Here is a 21,167-nt window from a genome sequence, read left to right as displayed (position 1 = left end):
ATTATCATATTTCATTCATGTGAAGATTGATTGAGACAATTAACCATTTCTATCGGTGAGCATAGAATAATTTATGTGTCAGTGAGCCCAGTTTGTTGGACTAGAAAGTGAGGATGATCACCATGTGCGGAATTACAGGTTGGATCCATTATAATCAAGATTTATCGAAACAAAAGGATGTAGTTGAAAAAATGGCGGAAACCCTTTCTAAAAGAGGGCCGGATGAAACGAACGTATGGATGGATCGACACGTTGCGTTTGGTCATAAACGGTTGATCGTAGTCGATCCGGCAGGTGGAAGGCAGCCAATGAGCCTTCATCATAACAATAACCTATTCACCATCTGTTATAACGGAGAACTATACAATACAGAAGATTTACGGAAAGTACTTATAGAGAAGGGATATTCGTTCAACGGACATTCTGATACGGAGGTATTGCTGACTTCTTATATAGAGTGGAGAGAAGAATGCGTTCACCATCTAAATGGTATATTTGCGTTTGCCGTATGGGATAGTGAGGAGGAGCATGTATTTATTGGGAGGGACCGAATGGGCGTAAAGCCTTTATTTTATTTCGAACAGGATGAAGGGATCTTGTTCGGTTCTGAGATAAAAGCTTTGCTTGCTCATCCCGATGTTTTGCCGCAGGTGGACCTCGAAGGCTTGGCGGAAGTGCTGGGGCTCGGGCCATCTCGTACACCAGGAAACGGTGTATTCAAAGGAGTGAAGGAGCTTCGTCCGGCACATGCCATGATTTTCTCGAAAGAGGGTTTGAACATTTGGAGATACTGGAATGTGAAAAGTGAGGAACATACCGATTCCTTTATCGAAACCGTTTCTAAAGTGCGCTTTCTTCTGACGGATGCCATAGAGAGGCAGCTTGTTTCCGATGTACCCTTATGTACCTTCTTATCAGGTGGACTTGATTCCAGTGCCATTACAGCCGTAGCAGCCAATTCATATAAAAAAGATGGAAAAGGGAATCTTCATACGTATTCCATTGACTATGAGGAAAATGATCAATACTTTAAAGCGAATGATTTTCAGCCGAACTCCGATGCACCATGGATTGAAAAAATGACTGAGGAATTCGATACGATTCATCACCGCTGTGAAATCAGCCAGCAAGAGCTTAAGGATCATTTAATTGAAGCGGTCCATGTAAGGGATCTTCCGGGGATGGCCGATGTGGATTCATCTCTCTTATGGTTTTGCCGGGAGATCAAACAGGACTTTACGGTAGGGCTTTCTGGTGAGTGCGCGGATGAAATCTTTGGTGGGTATCCGTGGTTCCACCGCCCGGAAGATTTCAATCGCAGAGGTTTCCCGTGGATGCGCTCTACAGCTGAACGCCAGGGTCTCTTGAAGGAAGAATGGAGTAAGAAATTAAATCTTGAAGAATACGTATTGGAGCAATATGACCGAACCGTTGCAGAAACCCCGATATTAGAAGGGGAAAATGAAGTGGAGACCAAGAGGAGACAATTATTCTACCTTAATTTACTTTGGTTCATGACGACGTTATTAGATCGAAAGGATCGCATGAGTATGGGCGCGAGCCTTGAGGTACGTGTGCCTTTTGCAGACCATAGACTTGTAGAATATGTCTGGAATATTCCGTGGGAGATGAAAATGCACGAAGGAAGAGAAAAAGGCATCCTGAGGAAGGCTCTTGAAGGAGTCCTGCCTCACGAAGTCCTGTATCGAAAGAAAAGCCCGTACCCGAAAACCCATCACCCGGTCTATACGAAGCTGGTCGGGGAGTGGCTGACCGAAATTCTTGAAGACAAATCGAGTATTCTTTATGAACTGTTTGATGAAAAGAAACTGAAGGAAATTGTCGCATCGGGAGGAGCTGCCTTCGAGGTACCGTGGTACGGCCAGCTCATGACAGGACCTCAGCTCCTCGCCCATCTTGCCCAGATACATGTTTGGTTCAAGGATTATAATATTGAGATTGTGGAATAGGAAGGAATTAAGAGACCGGTACAAACATAGATTAAACTAATAATGATTAGTAAAAGGAGGCATAGTAAAGGGGGATGAACTCTTATCTATGCCTTTTTCTTATTTAACCCTTGAGTTATCACTGTTGCAAAATAGCAACATAATGCAATTGGAGAGATCCGTAGGCGTTATTTAAGAGTTTATTATATATAGGACAAGCTTATACATGATAAAAACATATTTAATTGGAAAAATAGAGTTTATCTATTCTTTCTAGTGGAAAAGATTTGTATAAGTATTGTATAATAAATGTACAAATAATTAAGCATTGGAGGCTATAACGATGGCCAAAAAAATAATCGTCATTGGCGCAGGTCCCGGAGGCTTGGCCGCGGCAATGCTTCTTGCCAGTAAAGGGTACAAAGTAGACGTATATGAGAAGCAATCATTTGTTGGCGGGCGAAATGGCTCTGTTACGATGGATGGTTATACATTCGATATAGGGCCGACATTCTTGAGTATGCCGGAAATTGCCGAAGAATTATTTGAGGAATCAGGGAGAAATCTTCATGACTATGTGGATTTACAGGAACTCTCCATGATGTATGAACTCATCTTTAAGGATAGAAAGGTTCAAATGTTTAAAGATCCTATAAAGCTGTCCGATGAAATCGAACGCCATTATCCCGGTAATGCAGAAGGGTATACCCGTTTCATGAATGATACACGAAAAAAAATGGAGAGGTTAAAACCGATCCTGCAGAGTCCGATGGATCGATATTATCAATATATCAGCTGGAAGGTTTTGAGAGCGCTGCCTCAGCTGTCACTGGGTAAATCGCTTTATAGCGTGTTGAGTGATTATTTTACAGAACATGAACTGCGGTTAGCCTTTACTTTTCAATCCAAGTATTTAGGGATGTCTCCATGGGAGTGTCCAGGGGCATTTTCCATTCTTTCCTTCATGGAGCACGAATATGGCATTTTCCATCCTATCGGAGGTTTGAATCAATTATCAAAGGCCATGGCAAAAGTGGTGAGAGAGTATGGCGGTTCAATCCATCTTGGCCAAGGAGTCAAAAAACTATGGATCGAAGACCGTGATGTGGTGAAAGGCATCATGACAGAAGATGGAGAAAAGATTGCCGCTGATGAAGTCATCATCAATGGGGACTTTGCCCACGTCATGAGTAATCTGGTTGAAGATGGTGTCTTAAAGAAATACAGTAAAGAAAAACTGAAAAAGAAAAAGTATTCCTGTTCGACTTTTATGATCTATTTGGGAATTGATAAACAGTATGACCTCCCCCATCACAGTATCGTGTTCGCAGAGGATTATAAGAGAAATGTTGAGGAAATAACGGAGACGTATACCCTTCCTGAAGATCCTTCCATTTATATTCAAAATGCTTCGGTTACAGATCCAACACTTGCGCCGACAGGGCATTCCACATTGTATATCCTTGCCCCCGTTCCGAACAACGTAAGCGGGATCGATTGGCAAGTGAATGAAAAAGTTTTCAGAGACCTGGTATTGGATGCGGTTGAAAGGAAAGCGGGACTTGAAAACATCCGTGACCATATCCAGGTCGAAAAAATCATTTCACCCCGTCATTGGGAAGTGGACTTCAATATTTATGAAGGGGCCACCTTTAACCTTGGTCATCAATTAACGCAGATGATGGCCCTCCGTCCACATAACCGGTTCGAAGAGCTTGAGAACTGCTGGCTGGTCGGAGGAGGCACTCATCCTGGAAGCGGATTGCCTACGATACTGGAATCTGCCCGAATCACAACCAATATGCTGATGAACGAAGACCCGTCCTATTCTTTCACTAAAGAACAAGCAATGGAGGAAGCTTTATGAAAACAGCAGTCATTGGATCGGGAATAGGTGGATTGATATCCGGGTTGTTATTGGCGAAGGAGGGTCACGACGTCACCGTCTATGAGAAAGAGTCTACCATCGGTGGGCGCCTTGCCTTTGTGAAGGAAGGTGAGTACAGAATTGATAAAGGGCCGACCATAGTGCTCCTTCCTGAAATGCTATTGTCCATTCTTTCGGAGGCGGGGATTGACACAGCCGATATTGAATTCATCCGGTGTGATCCGCTGTATCATATTCATTTTGCAGACGGTCAAACGTACAGGAAGTATGCTGATATCCATAAGCAGTATAAAGAAATTAAGGAGCAATTCCCGGGTGATGAAGAAGGATTTCTCCGATTTATGGATGACATGGATAGCAGATTCACAATCGGGAAGCCTCAATTCCTCGAGTCCTCGTTTTTGAACACGAGGGACTATCTTAATCCTCACACGATAGGTTCATTACTCAAATTAAAAGCTTATCGGAATGTAATGGGGAATTTGAAGCGTTATTTTCATCACGAAAAGCTTCAGACAGCCTATGGCCTGCAAACATTATACATTGGTGGGAATCCATACAGTACTCCAGCCATTTATAGTTTAGTTTCCTATAGTGAGCATAAGCATGGTATCTATTATATTAAAGGTGGCTATGCAGGCTTATTGGACCATGTGGAAAAAGCGTGTGAACGAAATGGCGTCACGATCAAGACATCGTCTCCTGTCACAGAAATCGAAACTGAGGGAGGGAAAGCCACGCATATTGTTGTTAGAGGCAAGCGAGAAGAAATCGACTCCGTGATCGTCAATGGAGACTTTCCCACAGCATCAAAATTATTGAAAAAGAAATCCCCTAAATCCTACCAGCCATCATCGGGATGTGTGCTTTTATATATGGGGGTCGATGGGAAGTTTGATGATAAGGAAATGCATCAATTTTATTTAAACGAAAATTTCTCGAGGAATATGGAGGATATTTTCAAGAATAAGAGAATTCCTAAAGAACCTTCATTTTACGTTTTTAATCCATCTAAGCTCGATCCCTCCCTGGCGCCAGAAGGGAAAAGTGTCTTATATGTACTCATTCCTGTTCCTGTATCCGATGATTTGGATTGGAAGGAAGCTTCAGAATTTCTTTCTAACCTCGTATTAGATACAATGGAGGAAAGAGGATTCGATGAGCTTAAGAAACGAATCACGTGGTTAAAGGTCAGGTCGCCTGAAGAAGCAATGCAGGAGGGACTGTATTCAGGTGGAAGTTTCGGCATTGCGCCGAGTCTCTTACAGTCGGGTCCGTTCAGACCCCAGGTACAACCGTTTGCGGAGAAAAATATCTTTGCTGTCGGTGCATCCATCCACCCCGGTGGAGGAGTACCGATTGTCATGCAAGGTGCAAAACTGGTTGCTGAAGCCTTCAAAGAATATTTTAAATCAGAATCGGAAAGGAAGGATGTGTCCTTACATGAACAGGATCTTGGAAGCATACGATCATTGTGAGAATATCATTAAGCTTCATTCCAAAACATTTTACAGAGCGTTCTCTCTTTTACCAAAAGATCAGAAAAAGGCCGTTTGGGCTGTGTATGCATTTTGTCGCAAAGTAGATGATATCGTTGATGAGGGCACAAGTCCTTTTGATGAATTGCATCAGTTCGAATTGGAATTTGAATCTTTTTTAACCGGGTTTTACAACCACAATCAACCAATGTGGATTGCGTTGGATGATGTGTTTAAGCGTTTTAATATGGACGTCCAGGCCTTCCGTGATATGATCAGGGGCCAAAGGATGGATCTCGGCGAAAGGGTCTATGTGAATATGGAAGATGTACTGGATTATTCCTATCACGTAGCGAGCACAGTCGGATTAATGCTCCTTCCTATACTTGCTCCCGGGAAAGAACAGCATTTGAGGGAAGACGGAATCTATCTGGGGTATGCCATGCAGCTTACCAATATATTAAGAGACATCGGCGAGGATCTGGAAAGAGGAAGATTATATATTCCCCAGGATCTTTTAGTAAAATATGAATATACCGTTACGGATTTGAAGGAATATAGAATCAATGATGCCTTTCAGTCCCTATGGGAAGAAATGGCCGGTTTAGCTGAAGGCTATTATGAAAAGGCCTTCCGCACGATGAACCTTTACCCTGTCTATTCAAGAACCCCTGTTAAGGGAGCTGCCCTGCTATACCGGGCGATCCTGGATGAGGTGAGAAATAATCACTACAATGTGTTTTCCAAGAAGCACTTTGTTTCTAAAGATGCAAAAGAGAAAATCATATCGAGCATTTCATAATTAAGCTCATATGGAGGCTGTCAAATGGCCTGCATATGAGCTTATGTTTGTGTGGTTCAACTTGAATAACGGATGTAAAAATGAAAAAAGAGCCGCTAAGAGCAGCTCTTCTGTCGTTATATTGTGTTTCGTTGATTCATGTCGCTCACTTTCCCTGTTCCGATCGAGTTCAAGCGATCGACTAAATCAGATCCGAATGGAGAAGCAGAAGAAACGTTTGATTCCAGCACTGTATCTTTTAGTTCGTATGCATTGGAACCATGTTCTGTAAAGTCCAATCCTGATAGCTCTTCTTCACGTGATACGCGGATACTTGATACTCTCGTTACGATGTAAAGGAATCCTCCGGCACTGATGGAGGTCCAGGCAATGACGGCTAAAACACCGAGTGCTTGAATGGCTACTAATGAAGCGCCTCCGCCATAAAGTAACCCGTTTTGAATATCAAATAAACCTACTGCAACCGTTCCCCAAACCCCACAGATTCCATGAACCGCAATGGCACCGACAGGATCATCTACTTTCAATTTCGAATCGATGAACGTCACGGCTTCGACAAGGATGACCCCGGCTATTAGACCTATTATGAGAGATCCCACAAGCGATACGTTGGCGCAACCGGCAGTGATCCCGACAAGTCCACCAAGGGCACCGTTAAGTGTCAGGGATGGATCGATACGTTTGAATCGGATCAACGTGTAGAAAGCGGATGAAAGAATGGCAGCAGATGCTGAAAATAAGGTTGTCGTGATGACCTGAGGAACAAGGGTCGGATCAGCTGCCAGACTGCTGCCGCCGTTAAAGCCGAACCATCCAAACCAAAGGATGAATACGCCGAGGGCACCGATCGGTATGTTATGACCAGGGATGACATTCACTTTACCTTTGTTGTATTTGCCTATTCGGGCTCCAAGGAATAGAACAGTAATGAATGCCCCTACAGCACCAGTCAAATGGACGACGGTAGATCCGGCGAAATCGACGAATCCAAGCTCTGACAGCCATCCGCCTCCCCAAACCCAATGGCCCACAATCGGATAGATGACTCCCGTCATGGCCACGGTCAAAAGGATATAGCTCTTTAGCTTCATTCTTTCGGCAACTGCCCCCGAAATGATTGTCGCACAGGTAGCAGCGAAGACGGATTGGAATAGGAAGAAACCGATATCCTCACGTCCCGACAGGAAAAAGCTATCTGATCCAATGATTCCACCAGAAGATCCGCCGAACATGAAGCCGAATCCTACGATGAAATACAGGACTGATGCAATGGCTACTGTCAGGAAATTTTTCATTAATATATTGAGAGAGTTCTTGGCACGGGTGAATCCAGTTTCAACCATTGCGAATCCGGCGTGCATGAAGAATACAAGGATGGCAGCAATCATCACCCAAAGAGAGTCTACAGATGCCTGAACCGACTCCGCAGTTGGTGCAGCCGCGAATGCAGTGGAGCTAACGAACAATGACAGAAATAAAAGAGCTGAAATCTTTTTAATCAATGGTATCCCTCCAAATTGAGTTTGGCCGTGGCTGAAGTATCGAATATGGTGAATGGTAACCTATAAAACTGCTTTTCTTCCCCGTTCACCCGTTCGAATCCGAACGACTTCTTCAACAGGGTAAATGAAAATCTTTCCGTCTCCTACGGTTTCAGTGCTGCAGTGCTCCACGATAAGGTCAATGATGTCTTCCACTTGCCCATCGTCAACGATCATTTCCACTTTGATGCGTGGGACCAATTGAAGTTCAAATTTGTTTCCCCTGAATATACCCTGCTTTCCTTTTTGTTTTCCGCAGCCTGCTGCTTCTGATACGGTCAGTCCGCTGAATCCACGAAGACATAAAGCTTCTCGTAAAGACAAAAATGCTTCTGCCCGAATGATCGCTTCTACTTTTTTCATCTTTATTTCCTCCCTTTACTATTGGTTTATTCAATATGACTTCTTTGATGTTAGGTTTTGTAACATGAATAAGTTATATTATTTATCATATTCAGAAAATAACAAAAGTTCAAGTGTTAATTTATAATGTAAGCGTTTTTATGTAAAAAAAGTTAACATGAATTAATGATGGCGCTTACATTTAAGGGTTTAAAAAAGAGTCAGCTCGTTTTGCGAGCTGACTCTTTTGGATAGGGACGTAAGGTCCGTCCCTCTAAATGGCGTCTTTGTCACTTTGGGTGAAGCGTTTGTGAATCCATACTTTGGATCGCCAGCGTTTGAGCATGATGATGCCCCTCAGCCATTCGTCGGCTATAAAGGAGATCCAGATTCCGACGAGTCCGAGGCCGAACCAGATTCCGAGTATGTAGGAGAGTGTGACGCTGACTCCCCACATGGACATAATCCCCATGTAGACGGGAAAACGTACATCACCAGTGGCCCTGAGTGCGTTGATGACCACAAGGTTAAAACTTCTTCCCGGTTCTAGGATGATCGTCAGGTAGATCAACGTCTTACCGAGAGAAATGATTTCTTCGTTGCTGGTGAAAATCCGGAGAAGTGGTTCTGCTGCAACGGAAAATATAGCAGCCATGATAAGGGAGATGATGATGGCTATCTTCAAGCTTTTCAAGCACCGTTCGTAGGCACTGTCAAATTCCTTCGCTCCAACCATATGTCCGATGATGATCTGTGTCCCCTGGCTGATCGCCACGCTGAATAAAAAGATGAACATCATCAGGTTCTGGGCATAAACCTTTGTCGTCAGCGCATTGGTCCCGATGCTTGCAATGAAATACGTAATGACCATCTGCGATCCATTATAAGACAGATGCTCTCCGGCTGAAGGGATCCCGATGCGTAGAAGATTTTTAACGTGAGACATAGGAAGGCTGAATAATGTCCCCAATGGAAGAGCGGTCGGTATTCGCTTCCATATTACGATAAGACTTACGATAAAGCCTATCAGTCTTGAGGTGATGGTGGAAATAGCCACCCCTTCTACCCCTAACACAGGAACACCAAAAGGTCCGAAAATAAATAAGTAGTTCCCGATTACATTGATGATATTCATGCCGATTGTGATATACATGGCATCTTTCGTATACCCGTAGCTTCTCATGATAGCCCCTGCAGTCATGATCAGGGCCTGTATAAAAGCAAATCCTCCTACGATTTTCAAATAGGAAGAAGCCTCATTCATGAGAGGACGTGGAAGATCCATGGAGAGTAGGATTGGCTTGCTGAAAAATACAAGGGCGACACTCAGTAGTAAGCCGAATATCAAGTTGACGGCAATGGAAACGATCGAGACTTCCCCGGCCAGTCGATTTTCTTCGGCTCCTAAGTGCTGGGCGACAAGGATGGCGGTACCCGTAGCGACAAACCCGAACATCACTATAATCAGTGATAGGATCTGATTAGATACCCCGACAGCCGCAACTGAGTCATCCGAGTACTGACTCAGCATTAATGTGTCCGCGTTCCCCATGAGCATGTGAAGGAATATTTCAATGAAAATCGGCCAGGTTAGGGCAAAGAGGGTCATGTTTTTTTGATTCTTGCTCATACGTGTTCTCCTTTAACTGGCCGGGGGATGGCCAGTCTTCTTAAATAGATAAGGGGACTACCCATAAAGGTGTAGTCCCGTATTTAGTGACAACAAGTTACTAAAATTGGAGGATGGCAAAATCGAATCCTTTAAGTGTTACTTCGATTGATTCTGCTTCAGCGGCAAATTCCTCTCCACTCCAAACATTCGTAATCTTCTTGCCCTTTAGTTCAAACGGCAGTGTGTATGTGGTTGATTCCTCACTGCAGTTCAATAGCACAAGAATCGTTTCCTCTCCATTCGATTTAGTGAAGGCAAGACAATGCTCATGAATGTCACCCGGTAAGAAGGATAAGTTCCCTTCATTCCTGAGTAAAGGAAGCTCTTGTCTGAGATTGATATGCTTTTTGATATGCTCGAATAGTTCTTTGTTATGCTGATCTTCCTCCCAAGGGAAGCATTTTCTGCACCCTGGATCCTGTTCCCCGGTCAAACCAATTTCGTCCCCGTAATAAATGCATGGCGTTCCGATGAATGTAAGCATAAACGTGTATATTTGTTTAACACGACGGATGTCTTCCTCGCATTCTGTCAAAATACGGGGAGTATCATGACTTCCAACAAGATTGAAATTCACTTCATTTACGGTTTTAGGATACATATGAACGACAGACGTCATATTCTCCACAAACCGGGCAGGAGAGATAGTTTGCCTGGCGAACAGATTCAAGAGGTTCGTCGTAAATGGATAATTCATGACCGCATCAAATTGATCACCTCTTAACCAGGGCATAGAGTCATGCCAGATTTCACCCAGGATGTACACGTCGGGTTTGATGGTCTTGACTTCTTTTCTAAATTCACGCCAGAAGTGGTGGTCCACTTCATTAGCGACGTCTAAGCGCCATCCGTCAATATCGAATTCATTGATCCAATATCGTCCGACACCCAATAAATAATTCCTTACTTCTTCGTTTTCAGTATTTAACTTCGGCATGGAAGGTTCGAATGCAAACGTATCGTAGTTGGGAGGCTTGCTTTCAATATCCAGAGGGAAATCATGTGCATGGAACCAATTGCGGTAGCGGGATTCTTCACCTTTTTCCAGAACATCCTGGAACTGCTCGAAATAGAAACCACTATGGTTAAACACAGCATCGAGCATCACTTTGATCCCATTTTCATGACAAGCCTTGATTAATTCCTTTAATGTTTCTTTTGTACCAAATTGTGGATCAATTTCAAAATAATCAATGGTGTCATATTTATGGTTGGAGTGTGCCTTAAAGATGGGGGTGAAATAGATCCCTGTAATTCCAAGCTCTTTAAGGTAAGGTATATTCTGAGTCACACCTTCCAGATCCCCACCGAAGAAATTGGTTGGTGTCGGGTCTGCGCTATTCCAAGGGAGCGCTCCTTCGGGGTCATTCTCTGGATTCCCGTTCGCGAATCGCTCCGGGAAAATTTGATACCATACTGTATCTTTCACCCAGGAAGGGGCATTGAACACATCGATGGAATTCAAGAATGGAAAGCAGAAGAAATCTCCAATATCACTGGAAGGGGATCCGTTGAACCCTTTTTCTCCATAAAATATTTCCTCTGTTTCATCCCCAAGAAGAAACCCATATCGAAGCCGCCTGTAGGGAGGGGTAATGGGAGCGAACCAATAATCAAATAGATGATCAGAACCGGTAATGACCATTTCTTTATGATTATACAGCCATTTTCCGTCTTCCCATTGATAAGGGTCGCCATGGAGAAGGGTGACAGAGTTTACGTCATTCTTCTTTGTGCGTAGACGAATGTGTAATTCCTCATTAGTGCAAGCGTATGCATAATTGTCTTTCGGTCTATGATAAACAGCTTCCAAGAGCATCGTCGTTCCTCCTCATTTCTATTTCCTTTAAAGAGTATTCTAAACAAGCTTCTATGTCAATAATACGGTTGTAAAGGAATAAAGCGTTTTCGTTTTTCTTGTGACTATTAAAAAAAATTTAAAAAAGTATTGTCAAAAGGATTATAGTTTGTATAATAAGAGATAGGTTGTGCAATCGTTTTCACAAAGTATGTAAGCGATATCTTTTAAGTTTTTTTGATAGTGTGTGCAAGCGTTTGTTCAATCTGAAATATGAATCAATAGTTTTAACATACTTAGGAGGGGTCGAAATGAAGAAAGCGTTATCATTGCTGATGGTAATCATGCTTGTATTAGGGGCGCTCGCTGCTTGTGGTCCAAACCGTGAGGAAGGATCGGGCGACAGCGGAGAGAAAAAGACAGACGATGCAAACAAACCTGAAAAACTGGTTGTCTGGGAAGACCAAGAGAAAACTGGATGGCTGGATGAAGTAGGTGCCAAGTTCGAAGAAGAAACTGGTATTAAAGTAGAAGTAAAAGAAGTCGAAATGGCTACAAAGATGAAAGAACAATTACGTTTAGACGGTCCAGCAGGTACGGGCCCGGACGTTTTAACATTACCGCATGACCAAATCGGTGAGCTTGCTCTTGCAGGGCATATCGCTCCTTTAGAAGTGGACGGGGAAATTGAAAAGCGTTTCACCGAGTCTTCTATGACAGCTGAAAGTTATGACGGGAAGTTATATGGACTGCCAAAATCTTCTGAAACACCTGTATTTGTATACAACAAGGCGTTAATGGAAGAAGCTCCAAAGACAATGGATGAAGTTTACACTTTCTCTAAAGATTTCACAAAAGACGGAAAATATGGTTTCTTAGCCCTTTGGGATAACTTCTATTTTGCACATGCACCGATCGGTGGATTCGGCGGATATGTTTTTGCTGAAAAAGATGGTGCTTTAGATTCGAAAGATCTAGGCTTAAATAATGAAGGTGCCGTTGAAGGTACTGAATATATTCAAAAATGGTACACAGAAGGATTATTCCCTAAAGGAATCATCGGGGAAAATGGCGGATCTGCACTTGACGGTCTTTTCGGAGAAGGAAAAGTTGCATCTGTCATGAACGGACCTTGGTCTTTCCAAGGGTATAAAGATGCCGGCATCGACATCGGTATCTCTGCAATGCCTAAACTTCCAAACGGTGAGCCAATGAAAACATTCATGGGTGTTAAAGGATGGCATGTATCAGGTTACTCTAAAAACAAAGAGTGGGCTCAAAAATTCATCGAATTCATCACTCAAGACGAGTATGCTAAATTACGTTTTGAACAAACACAGGAAGTTCCAACGAATGAAGGTTTGATCGACGATCCTGCGATCGCTGACAATCCTGGTGCAAAAGCGGTTGCCGAGCAATCACAATATGCGGTTCCAATGCCGAATATCCCTGAAATGGGAGAAGTTTGGGGACCAATGGCTGATTCACTTCAAACAGTTGTAACAGGTAAGCAAGAACCAAAAGCGGCTCTTGATGCAGCTGTGAAACAAATTCAGCAAAACATTGATGCAAATCACTCAAACTAATATCAATTATAGCGGTACCTTCTCATCTTGAGAGGTACTGCTATCCTTTTAAAGACCTATTCAAGGGCTTTTTAAGGAAATAAACACTTCTTTTCTTAAAAAGCTCTTGAAGCTTATCAAAATCGTGAACGTAGAAAGGGGAATATAGGATGGAGCAACAATCCTATCAAACAAAACATAAAAAAACAGCGCTGGCCCTTTCCCTAATCCCTGGATTAGGTCAGATGTATCATAGACAGTTTATGAAGGGCGGATTCTTCCTGATCATGACAGCCGCCTTTATCCTTGTCTTCAGAGATTTGATCAGCTACGGATTATGGGGGATAACCACCCTCGGGACAGACGTCTCATATGGAGATCACTCCATTTTCTTAATGGTATACGGAATTCTTGCCATCATAGTATGTATTTTCGGTATCGGCTTTTATCTGTTCAATCTTCGGGACGCGTATAAAAACGGAGAAAAGAGAGACAGGGGAGAGAAGCTTAGCACCATTCGCGAACAGTACAGAAATTTAGTGGACAATGGATTTCCATATCTTATAATGTCGCCAGGATTTCTTCTGCTCGTATTCGTCGTCATTTTTCCGATCATCTTTGTTGTCCTACTTGCTTTTACAAACTACGATTTGTACCATTCACCACCGGCTAAATTAGTCGATTGGGTGGGGATTCAAAACTTTGTTGATATTTTCAAGATTGATATTTGGAGAGAAACATTCATTACCGTACTTGCCTGGACCCTCGTTTGGACATTCGGTGCCACAACGCTTCAGGTGGCACTTGGTGTATTCCTTGCAATCCTTGTCAATCAAAAGGATTTGAAAGGGAAAGCCATCATCCGTACAGTCTTCATCCTGCCTTGGGCCATCCCGGCTTTTGTTTCAATCCTGGTGTTTGCCGGTATGTTCAATGAATCATTCGGAACAATTAATCGTGACATTTTAGGATTCTTCGGCATTGAAGGGCTTCCTTGGATGACAGAACCGATGTATACACGAATTGCCCTGATTGGAATTCAGGCTTGGCTCGGATTCCCATTCATCTTTGCAATGACAACGGGAGTGCTTCAATCGATTCCGGATGAGCTTTATGAAGCAGCGACGGTGGACGGGGCATCAGCTTTTCAGAAATTCAAGAACATTACGTTGCCACTCGTGCTTTTTGCAACGGCACCAATCATCATTACCCAATACACATTTAACTTTAATAACTTTAATGTTATTTATTTGTTTAATGGCGGGGGGCCTGCCCTGACAGGACAAAATGCTGGTGGGACGGACATTCTGATTTCCTGGATCTACAGCTTGACGATGACGTCTGCACAATATTCGAAAGCCGCTGCCATCACATTATTATTATCCATCATCGTCATCACAGTAGCGATATGGCAGTTCAAGAGAACGAAATCATTCCAAGAAGAGGATATGATGTAATATGAATATGAAGAGACAGAAACTCATACGTTTAACACTTTCATACGCAGCCATTGGAATCATGTTTGCCTTGATCCTTTACCCGGTTGCCTGGATCATTGGATCTTCTTTCAATCCGGGTCAAAGTTTATCCGGTTCTTCCATTATTCCGAAGAATGCAACATTGGCACATTACAAGGAACTATTTGATCTCGAAAAAAGTAATTATATGCTTTGGTACTGGAATTCATTGAAGGTCAGTTTATCCACGATGGCCCTGACTGTCTTACTCGTCAGTTTAACGGCCTATTCATTCTCACGTTACCGGTTTGCCGGTCGTAAGAATGGGCTGATGACATTCTTGATCTTACAAATGATACCGAACTTCGCCGCACTGATTGCGATTTTCGTACTAGCACTGTTAACGAAACTTTTAGATACTCATATTGGTTTGATCCTCGTTTATGTTGGAGGTCAAATTCCGATGAACACATGGCTGATGAAAGGGTATCTGGATACGATCCCGAAAGAGCTTGATGAATCAGCCAAGATGGATGGAGCGGGACATTTACGGATTTTCTTCCAGATCGTCATGCCCCTTGCGAAGCCGATTATTGCAGTGGTTGCACTGTTTTCTTTCATCGCACCATTTGCAGATTTCATCATTGCAAGCATCCTGTTGCGTTCAGAAAAGATGTACACATTACCGGTTGCCCTTTATGATATGGTGGCAAAACAGTTCGGAGCAGAATTTACGACCTTTGCTGCCGGCTCTGTGCTTATTGCCGTACCGATTGCCCTATTATTCCTGTTCTTCCAGAAATACTTCGTTTCAGGATTGACGGCAGGGGGTACAAAAGGATAATCTTATAGGCGTTACTAACATTTTTAGGAGGAGCGGAGATGAAAAGAAGAGTATTATCTCTCATTTTAGTCCCGTTTCTTCTTTTTTACGCCCTTCCGGTAGGAGCAGTTGAAAAAGAAGAACGCAAATGGCAGGATGAGACCATTTATTTTCTAATGGTCGATCGCTTTAATAATGGGGATATGAGCAATGATAAAAATGTAAACACGGAGGACCCGAAGGCCTATCAGGGCGGGGACTTCCAAGGAATCATTGATAAGCTGGATTATATTAAGGATATGGGTTTCACTGCCATTTGGCTGACTCCTATCTTTGATAATCAACCCATGGGCTATCATGGTTACTGGATCACAGATTTCTATAAGACCGAAGAACATTTCGGCTCGATGAAAACATTCAAGAAGCTGGTGGATGAAGCACATAAGCGGGATATGAAAGTCATGCTGGATTTTGTGGTGAACCATGTCGGACCGGAGCATCCTTGGGTCAACGACCCGGATAAAGAGGATTGGTTCCATGACAAACAGCCGATGAACTTTAATAATGAAGAAAGTCTTCAAAATGCGTGGTTATATGACCTTCCCGATTTAAATACCGAAAATCCCGAAGTGAAAAGCTACCTGTTTGATGCTGCCAAGTGGTGGATCAAAGAAACCGATATTGATGGTTATCGTCTGGACACAGTGCGTCATGTCCCTCAAGAGTTCTGGGACGAATTCAGTGAAGAGGTGAAGTCAGTCAAGGATGACTTTTACCTGTTGGGGGAAGTGTTCGACCGAGATCCGGAAAAGATTGCTGCCTACAATGATGCAGGGATAGATGGTTTCGTCAATGTCCCTCAGGCAGAAGAAATGCGTACCGTTTTCCAGAAGCCGGATACCTCCATGGAGCGGTTATTCAATTTTTGGAAATACAATAAAACCTATTATGATAATCCATATTTAATGGGTACCTTCATTGATAACCATGATATGGAACGCTTTACTAGAATGATTGTTCAAGAGAAGCTATTTCCGGGTACGAGATGGAAGCTTGCTCTGACCTATATGTATACAACTCCAGGTATTCCAATTGTTTATTACGGATCGGAAATCGCCATGGACGGGGGCAACGATCCTGACAACCGCCGCTTTATGAATTTCAGGGCGGATGAAGAACTGATTGATTACATCAGTCGTCTTGGGGAGATCCGTCAAGAATACCCATCATTGACAAGAGGGGATATCGAACCTCTCTACAATAAAGATGGGATGGGGATCTTTAAGCGGACGTACGAGGATCAAACAACCGTTATAGCGATCAACAATTCAAGCGAAACACAGAATGTTCAATTGACAAAAGAAGAACTGGCGGATAACCATGAATTAAAGGGGTTAATCGGTGATGACCTTGTCCGCAGTGATAAAGAAGGAAATTATCATCTCGTCCTTGACCGTGAAGAAGCAGAGATTTACTTGCTTAAAAACAAAAGTGGGCTGAATTATCCTTACCTAATCACACTTGGGATTATGTATGTCTTATTTCTTCTATTCCTCTATCTTGTATGGAAACGGGGAAAAGGAAAGAAGCAGCAATGATAGTTGCGGGGGATCTGATACAGGATCCCTGCTGTCATTTTCAAAAATAATAAATTGGAAGCGTTTTAATTAACGGAAAGCATCCCGTGCAGGGACTAAGCTTTTCTAAAAAGGGGGGGTGGAATGAATGGCGGTCACCATAAAGGATGTGGCAAAGCTTGCGAACGTGGCACCATCTACGGTTTCGCGGGTTATTGCAAATAATCCAAGAATAAGCGAAAAAACAAAACAAAAAGTACGGGAAGCGATGGAGCAGCTGGGGTATCACCCTAATTTCATCGCAAGGAGCCTGGCAAATCAGTCGACTCAAGTGTTAGGACTTGTATTACCGGGTTCGGCCAGTACTTTTTCACAAAACCCATTCTTTCCGACGGTATTAAGGGGTTTAAGTGAAGGGGCACAGGAAAAACAGTATGCCCTTCAAATGTCTACAGGTCAATCCGAAGAGGAGATATATGACGGGGTTGTCCAGATGGTCCAGGGTGGACGTGTTGATGGGATCATCCTGCTTTATTCAAAGGTAGAAGATAAAGTAATGAATTATTTGAAGGATCGGGACTTCCCCTTTGTCGTTGTCGGAAAACCTTATAAATATTGTGAAGAAATCACTCATGTGGACAATGATAACTTCCGGGCGACGAAGGAAGTAACGGATTACCTCTTGGAACTTGGGCATGAATGCATTGGATTTATCGGTGGTGACCTTAATCTCGTCGTGACGGTTGAGCGTTTGTTAGGATATGAAAAGTCCCTTAGAAATGCAGGGATCGATATGAATGACGATTACATCATCCATGAAGAATTTCTTCGTGAAGGAGGACGTGAGGCAATCAATGAGCTCATGCAGCTGGAAGATCCCCCGACGGCACTCGTGGTGGCAGATGATTTAATGGCTCTTGGTGTATTGAACACTCTTGATGAGATGGGAATCCGAGTACCTGAAGATATCTCCATTGTCAGCTTCAATAATGTACTCCTTGCCGAGATGTCACGGCCGCCGCTCACATCGGTGGATATCAATATATATAATCTTGGGAACGAGGCAGCGAAAAGCCTGATTCAAAAGATTGAAAACCCGAAAGAGCCTATCAAAAGGATCATCGTCCCGCATCATATTGTGAAGCGATGTTCATGTAGTGAACGAAAAGTGAATGGATAATGGAAAGCGACTGAAACGCGTGATGGCCCTATAACAGAGCATCAGCCTTCAGCCGCTTTTTTTTATCCGTTGATGACGGTCCCTCCATTTATATGAATCATCTGTCCTGACACATAGCTGGAATCGTCACTTGCCAGGTACACGTAGGCAGGTCCTAATTCAAATGGCTGTCCTGCCCTTCCGAGGGGTGTGTTTCCTCCAAATTCTGAAACCTTCTGAGAACTGAAGGTAGATGGAATCAGAGGTGTCCAGATCGGCCCTGGAGCTACTCCGTTCACTCTAATACCATCGGATGCAATATTCTCCGAAAGCGATCGGGTGAAACTGACGATGGCACCTTTGGTGGAAGAGTAATCGATGAGATCCTTATTGCCTTTATACGCCGTGATCGAAGCCGTGTTAATGATCGAAGCACCTTTCTTAAGATGAGGAAGAGCGGCTCGGGTCAAGTAGAACATAGAAAATACATTGGTTTTAAAAGTGCGCTCCAGCTGCTCATCGCTTATATCCGTCAGGCCATCCTGTGGATGTTGTTCAGCCGCATTATTCACAAGGATATCAAGCTTGCCGAACTCGGAGATCGTTTTATTCAGAATGTCTTTGCAAAATGTGGAGCTTCCGATGTCCCCGGGGAAAAGGATGCACCTGACTCCTTCAGCTTCTACCAATTCCTTCGTTTTATTAGCATCCTCATGCTCATCTAAGTACGATATGGCCACATGGGCACCTTCCCTTGCAAAGTACCAGGCAACCGAACGACCAATTCCGCTGTCGCCGCCGGTAATGAGGGCGACCTTCCCGTCTAACTTGCCGCTGCCTTTATAATTTTGATCCGTATGGATAGGTTGGGGGTTCATTTCATCCACTGTACCGGGCTGGTGATTCTGATGTTGAGGTGGAAATGTCTGCTTTTGATTTTGCTGTTGTTGAGACAATGAAAACACTCCTTTTAAGGTATAGGTTATCTTAGGATAGTGTTTACCCGGAAAAAATTATTATTAACGTGATTTTTGGGTATGGGTGGTGTAAGTAGCATAATTGGGCTAGGGGTTTTCAGTGATAACGATGTGTGGGGGAGGAATCCAGCCGATTAACAAATTCTACCACCATCATCTCAGCATCATAAAAAAACAGGCTCCTGCCAAGAGGAGCCTGCCTGTCTGTCATTATTCATTTATTTCTCATTCATCAACCCGGCGGCTTTATAACCAATCATATTTAACAACCCTTTTGGTGAAGAAAAGGGAGGGGCATAGCAGGTTTCGATTTCCTGGAGATCTGTAACCGTCAATCCACCGTATATGGCAGTGGCCAGGATGTCGATTTGTTTATCGACACCTTCACCCCCTACCACATTACCACCAAAGATCTTACCTGTATCAGGACAGAAATGAACCCTTACATAAACATCCTGAGCACCAGGGTAGTATCCGGCGTGGGATTTTCCTTCGTGAACAGCCGTTTTATAGGCGTAGCCCTTGTCCTTTAACTCTTTCTCACCCAATCCCGTTGAAGCGATGGAAAGTTCGAATACTTTCGCGATGGCTGTTCCGAGCATTCCCTTAAATGGGACAGGGTTTCCCGATAGATGCTTTGCGATGATGTAGGCTTGCCGGTGGGCTGGCCAGGCAAGCGGGACTTGTTTAGGCGTACCGTCAATGAAATCAATGGACTCGACAACATCCCCAACGGCATAGATGCAGGGGTCATCCGTTTGCATGTACTCATTGGTCACAACCCCGCCTGATTCCCCGATGGATAATCCGGCTTTATTTGCCAGTTGGTTTCGTGGCTTCACTCCTACAGAAAGGAGGATGAAATCGGTTGGGAACGTTTCCCCGCTCTCCAGCTTCAATGTACACTCCGGTAGTACCTCTTTCAGACCATCATTTGTGAACAGCTTAACATCCTGCAGGGTGATATGATCCTGCAATAGCTTAGCGGTTTCATCATCAATAATGCTGATGACATGTTGTGATCGTTCGACGATGTTCACCTTCATCCCGAGATGAGTGAAGTTTTCAGCCATTTCCACCCCGATGAATCCACCGCCTATGATCGTGCATGTTTCAGGCTTTTCTGTTTCTAAGAATTGTTTGATTCTATCCATGTCTTCAACGGTTCTGAGATGGAAAGCAGGGATTTGCTGAAGACCGGCTATGTCAGGGAGAAAAGGAGATGCGCCTGTGGCGATGACCAGGTAATCATATGATTCCTCATAATCGCTGTTGCCGCCATGATCCCTTATAAGTAACGTTTTTTTGTCACGATTGATTTGTAACGCTTCATGATGCATTCTGACATCGATGTTCTTTTTCGTATGTAAACGTTCAGGAGTCGCTGCAAACAGACTTTCACGGTCCTTGATCACATCTCCCAAATAATAGGGCATGCCGCATGCACCGTAGGATAAGTACGATGTTTTCTCAAGAAGGATGATTTCAATCTCACTGTCGACTTTCCTGATTTGGGATGCCGTTGTGGCACCGCCGCCGACGGCACCTATAATGATGACTTTTTTCTTCATGTTTTTCCTCCTAAATTGAAAGAAGTCTAATGGAATTATTGTACCCATTAGACTTCTTTGAAAAACCGTTTTAACGGAAGTTTACGTATTGTACATCAATAGATAAGTCGGCTTCGCGGATGGCTGCGATGATCTTTTGAAGATCATCCTTACTTTTTCCGGTTACGCGTACTTGATCATCCTGTACTTGACTCTTTACCTTCACGCCGGAATTCTTGATGATGGTGTTGATTTTTTTTGCGTTTTCTTTGTCGATTCCTTGTATAAGCTTCGCACGCTGACGGACTGTGCCGCCTGAGGCACCTTCAAGCTTGCTGTAATCCAGATTTTTAACCGGGACATTACGCTTGATCAGTTTGCTTAGAAGGACGTCTTTCAACTGATTCATTTTGAACTCATCATCTGAGACAAGGACAATTTCCTCACCATCCAATTTTATGTCACTCTTGCTTCCTTTGAAGTCATAACGTGTTTGTACTTCCTTCAGTGCAATTTGAATCGCATTGCTTACTTCCGACATATCAACTTTGGATACGATATCGAATGAACTTTCCTTTGCCATATGTAA

16 protein-coding genes are annotated in these 21,167 nt (G+C 43.4%); 9 read left to right on the top strand and 7 right to left on the bottom strand.

What is annotated here, in order from left to right:
• The first annotated feature begins 113 nt into the window (after positions 1 to 113).
• From asnB to KYJ26_RS09185, 4 genes are all read left to right on the top strand, one after another.
• Positions 114 to 1,970: an asparagine synthase (glutamine-hydrolyzing) gene (gene asnB / locus KYJ26_RS09200; protein WP_219166977.1), complete on the top strand. Its 1,857-nt coding sequence runs from the start codon at positions 114 to 116 to the stop codon at positions 1,968 to 1,970.
• Positions 1,971 to 2,292: 322 nt separating this feature from the next.
• Positions 2,293 to 3,816, top strand: coding sequence for a phytoene desaturase family protein (locus KYJ26_RS09195; protein ID WP_219166976.1), 1,524 nt, complete (start codon positions 2,293 to 2,295; stop codon positions 3,814 to 3,816).
• On the top strand, positions 3,813 to 5,315 hold the full coding sequence (locus KYJ26_RS09190; RefSeq protein WP_219166975.1) for a phytoene desaturase family protein: 1,503 nt from the start codon (positions 3,813 to 3,815) through the stop codon (positions 5,313 to 5,315). Before KYJ26_RS09195 ends, KYJ26_RS09190 begins: the two co-directional genes overlap by 4 nt.
• Complete coding sequence (locus KYJ26_RS09185; RefSeq protein ID WP_219166974.1) at positions 5,281 to 6,117, top strand: phytoene/squalene synthase family protein; 837 nt, start codon at positions 5,281 to 5,283, stop codon at positions 6,115 to 6,117. Before KYJ26_RS09190 ends, KYJ26_RS09185 begins: the two co-directional genes overlap by 35 nt.
• A 116-nt stretch (positions 6,118 to 6,233) precedes the next feature.
• Here KYJ26_RS09185 and KYJ26_RS09180 read toward each other — a convergent pair whose 3' ends face one another.
• The 4 genes from KYJ26_RS09180 to KYJ26_RS09165 all read right to left on the bottom strand — a co-directional run bounded on the left by KYJ26_RS09180 (position 6,234) and on the right by KYJ26_RS09165 (position 11,491).
• Positions 6,234 to 7,619, bottom strand: a complete 1,386-nt coding sequence (locus KYJ26_RS09180; RefSeq protein ID WP_219166973.1) for an ammonium transporter — start codon at positions 7,617 to 7,619, stop codon at positions 6,234 to 6,236.
• 60 nt (positions 7,620 to 7,679) lie between these two features.
• Positions 7,680 to 8,021 carry a P-II family nitrogen regulator gene (locus KYJ26_RS09175; protein WP_219166972.1) on the bottom strand — a complete coding sequence of 114 codons (342 nt, stop codon included), beginning with the start codon at positions 8,019 to 8,021 and terminating at the stop codon, positions 7,680 to 7,682.
• A 253-nt stretch (positions 8,022 to 8,274) separates the two neighbouring features.
• Positions 8,275 to 9,630 (bottom strand): MATE family efflux transporter, encoded by a 1,356-nt coding sequence (locus KYJ26_RS09170; RefSeq protein WP_219166971.1) that lies wholly within the window; start codon positions 9,628 to 9,630, stop codon positions 8,275 to 8,277.
• Positions 9,631 to 9,730: 100 nt separating this feature from the next.
• On the bottom strand, positions 9,731 to 11,491 hold the full coding sequence (locus tag KYJ26_RS09165) for an alpha-glycosidase (RefSeq protein WP_219166970.1): 1,761 nt from the start codon (positions 11,489 to 11,491) through the stop codon (positions 9,731 to 9,733).
• Positions 11,492 to 11,781: 290 nt separating this feature from the next.
• Here KYJ26_RS09165 and KYJ26_RS09160 point away from each other — a divergent pair, with 290 nt between their 5' ends.
• From KYJ26_RS09160 to KYJ26_RS09140, 5 genes are all read left to right on the top strand, one after another.
• A complete protein-coding gene (locus tag KYJ26_RS09160) occupies positions 11,782 to 13,056 on the top strand; it encodes an extracellular solute-binding protein (protein WP_219166969.1) in 1,275 nt (424 codons plus the stop codon).
• A 149-nt stretch (positions 13,057 to 13,205) separates the two neighbouring features.
• Complete coding sequence (locus KYJ26_RS09155) at positions 13,206 to 14,492, top strand: carbohydrate ABC transporter permease (protein ID WP_219166968.1); 1,287 nt, start codon at positions 13,206 to 13,208, stop codon at positions 14,490 to 14,492.
• A 1-nt stretch (position 14,493) separates the two neighbouring features.
• Positions 14,494 to 15,336: a sugar ABC transporter permease gene (locus KYJ26_RS09150; RefSeq protein ID WP_219166967.1), complete on the top strand. Its 843-nt coding sequence runs from the start codon at positions 14,494 to 14,496 to the stop codon at positions 15,334 to 15,336.
• A 38-nt stretch (positions 15,337 to 15,374) separates the two neighbouring features.
• Positions 15,375 to 16,913: an alpha-amylase family glycosyl hydrolase gene (locus tag KYJ26_RS09145; RefSeq protein WP_219166966.1), complete on the top strand. Its 1,539-nt coding sequence runs from the start codon at positions 15,375 to 15,377 to the stop codon at positions 16,911 to 16,913.
• A gap of 127 nt (positions 16,914 to 17,040) precedes the next feature.
• Positions 17,041 to 18,072, top strand: coding sequence for a LacI family DNA-binding transcriptional regulator (locus KYJ26_RS09140; protein WP_219166965.1), 1,032 nt, complete (start codon positions 17,041 to 17,043; stop codon positions 18,070 to 18,072).
• 62 nt (positions 18,073 to 18,134) lie between these two features.
• Here KYJ26_RS09140 and KYJ26_RS09135 read toward each other — a convergent pair whose 3' ends face one another.
• From KYJ26_RS09135 to KYJ26_RS09125, 3 genes are all read right to left on the bottom strand, one after another.
• Positions 18,135 to 19,007, bottom strand: a complete 873-nt coding sequence (locus KYJ26_RS09135; RefSeq protein WP_219166964.1) for an SDR family oxidoreductase — start codon at positions 19,005 to 19,007, stop codon at positions 18,135 to 18,137.
• A 239-nt stretch (positions 19,008 to 19,246) separates the two neighbouring features.
• Complete coding sequence (locus KYJ26_RS09130; RefSeq protein WP_219166963.1) at positions 19,247 to 20,599, bottom strand: CoA-disulfide reductase; 1,353 nt, start codon at positions 20,597 to 20,599, stop codon at positions 19,247 to 19,249.
• 70 nt (positions 20,600 to 20,669) lie between these two features.
• On the bottom strand, positions 20,670 to 21,161 hold the full coding sequence (locus KYJ26_RS09125) for a YajQ family cyclic di-GMP-binding protein (RefSeq protein ID WP_206852629.1): 492 nt from the start codon (positions 21,159 to 21,161) through the stop codon (positions 20,670 to 20,672).
• Between the last annotated feature and the right edge of the window lie 6 nt (positions 21,162 to 21,167).

The sequence above is a fragment of the Rossellomorea orangium genome, from assembly GCF_019334305.1.
GTDB lineage: Bacteria > Bacillota > Bacilli > Bacillales > Bacillaceae_B > Rossellomorea.
Note: the sequence above shows the minus strand (reverse complement) of the source record. Positions and strands in the feature narration are given on the sequence as shown.

Excerpts from the sequence above, each read along its gene's own strand:
- KYJ26_RS09125 (WP_206852629.1), bottom strand. The coding sequence starts at position 21,161 with ATGGCAAAGGAAAGTTCATTCGATATCGTATCCAAAGTTGATATGTCG.
- KYJ26_RS09155 (WP_219166968.1), top strand. The coding sequence starts at position 13,206 with ATGGAGCAACAATCCTATCAAACAAAACATAAAAAAACAGCGCTGGCC.
- KYJ26_RS09145 (WP_219166966.1), top strand. The coding sequence starts at position 15,375 with ATGAAAAGAAGAGTATTATCTCTCATTTTAGTCCCGTTTCTTCTTTTT.
- KYJ26_RS09175 (WP_219166972.1), bottom strand. The coding sequence starts at position 8,021 with ATGAAAAAAGTAGAAGCGATCATTCGGGCAGAAGCATTTTTGTCTTTA.
- KYJ26_RS09150 (WP_219166967.1), top strand. The coding sequence starts at position 14,494 with ATGAATATGAAGAGACAGAAACTCATACGTTTAACACTTTCATACGCA.
- KYJ26_RS09130 (WP_219166963.1), bottom strand. The coding sequence starts at position 20,599 with ATGAAGAAAAAAGTCATCATTATAGGTGCCGTCGGCGGCGGTGCCACA.
- asnB (WP_219166977.1), top strand. The coding sequence starts at position 114 with ATGATCACCATGTGCGGAATTACAGGTTGGATCCATTATAATCAAGAT.
- KYJ26_RS09170 (WP_219166971.1), bottom strand. The coding sequence starts at position 9,630 with ATGAGCAAGAATCAAAAAAACATGACCCTCTTTGCCCTAACCTGGCCG.
- KYJ26_RS09140 (WP_219166965.1), top strand. The coding sequence starts at position 17,041 with ATGGCGGTCACCATAAAGGATGTGGCAAAGCTTGCGAACGTGGCACCA.
- KYJ26_RS09185 (WP_219166974.1), top strand. The coding sequence starts at position 5,281 with ATGAACAGGATCTTGGAAGCATACGATCATTGTGAGAATATCATTAAG.
- KYJ26_RS09190 (WP_219166975.1), top strand. The coding sequence starts at position 3,813 with ATGAAAACAGCAGTCATTGGATCGGGAATAGGTGGATTGATATCCGGG.
- KYJ26_RS09195 (WP_219166976.1), top strand. The coding sequence starts at position 2,293 with ATGGCCAAAAAAATAATCGTCATTGGCGCAGGTCCCGGAGGCTTGGCC.
- KYJ26_RS09160 (WP_219166969.1), top strand. The coding sequence starts at position 11,782 with ATGAAGAAAGCGTTATCATTGCTGATGGTAATCATGCTTGTATTAGGG.
- KYJ26_RS09165 (WP_219166970.1), bottom strand. The coding sequence starts at position 11,491 with ATGCTCTTGGAAGCTGTTTATCATAGACCGAAAGACAATTATGCATAC.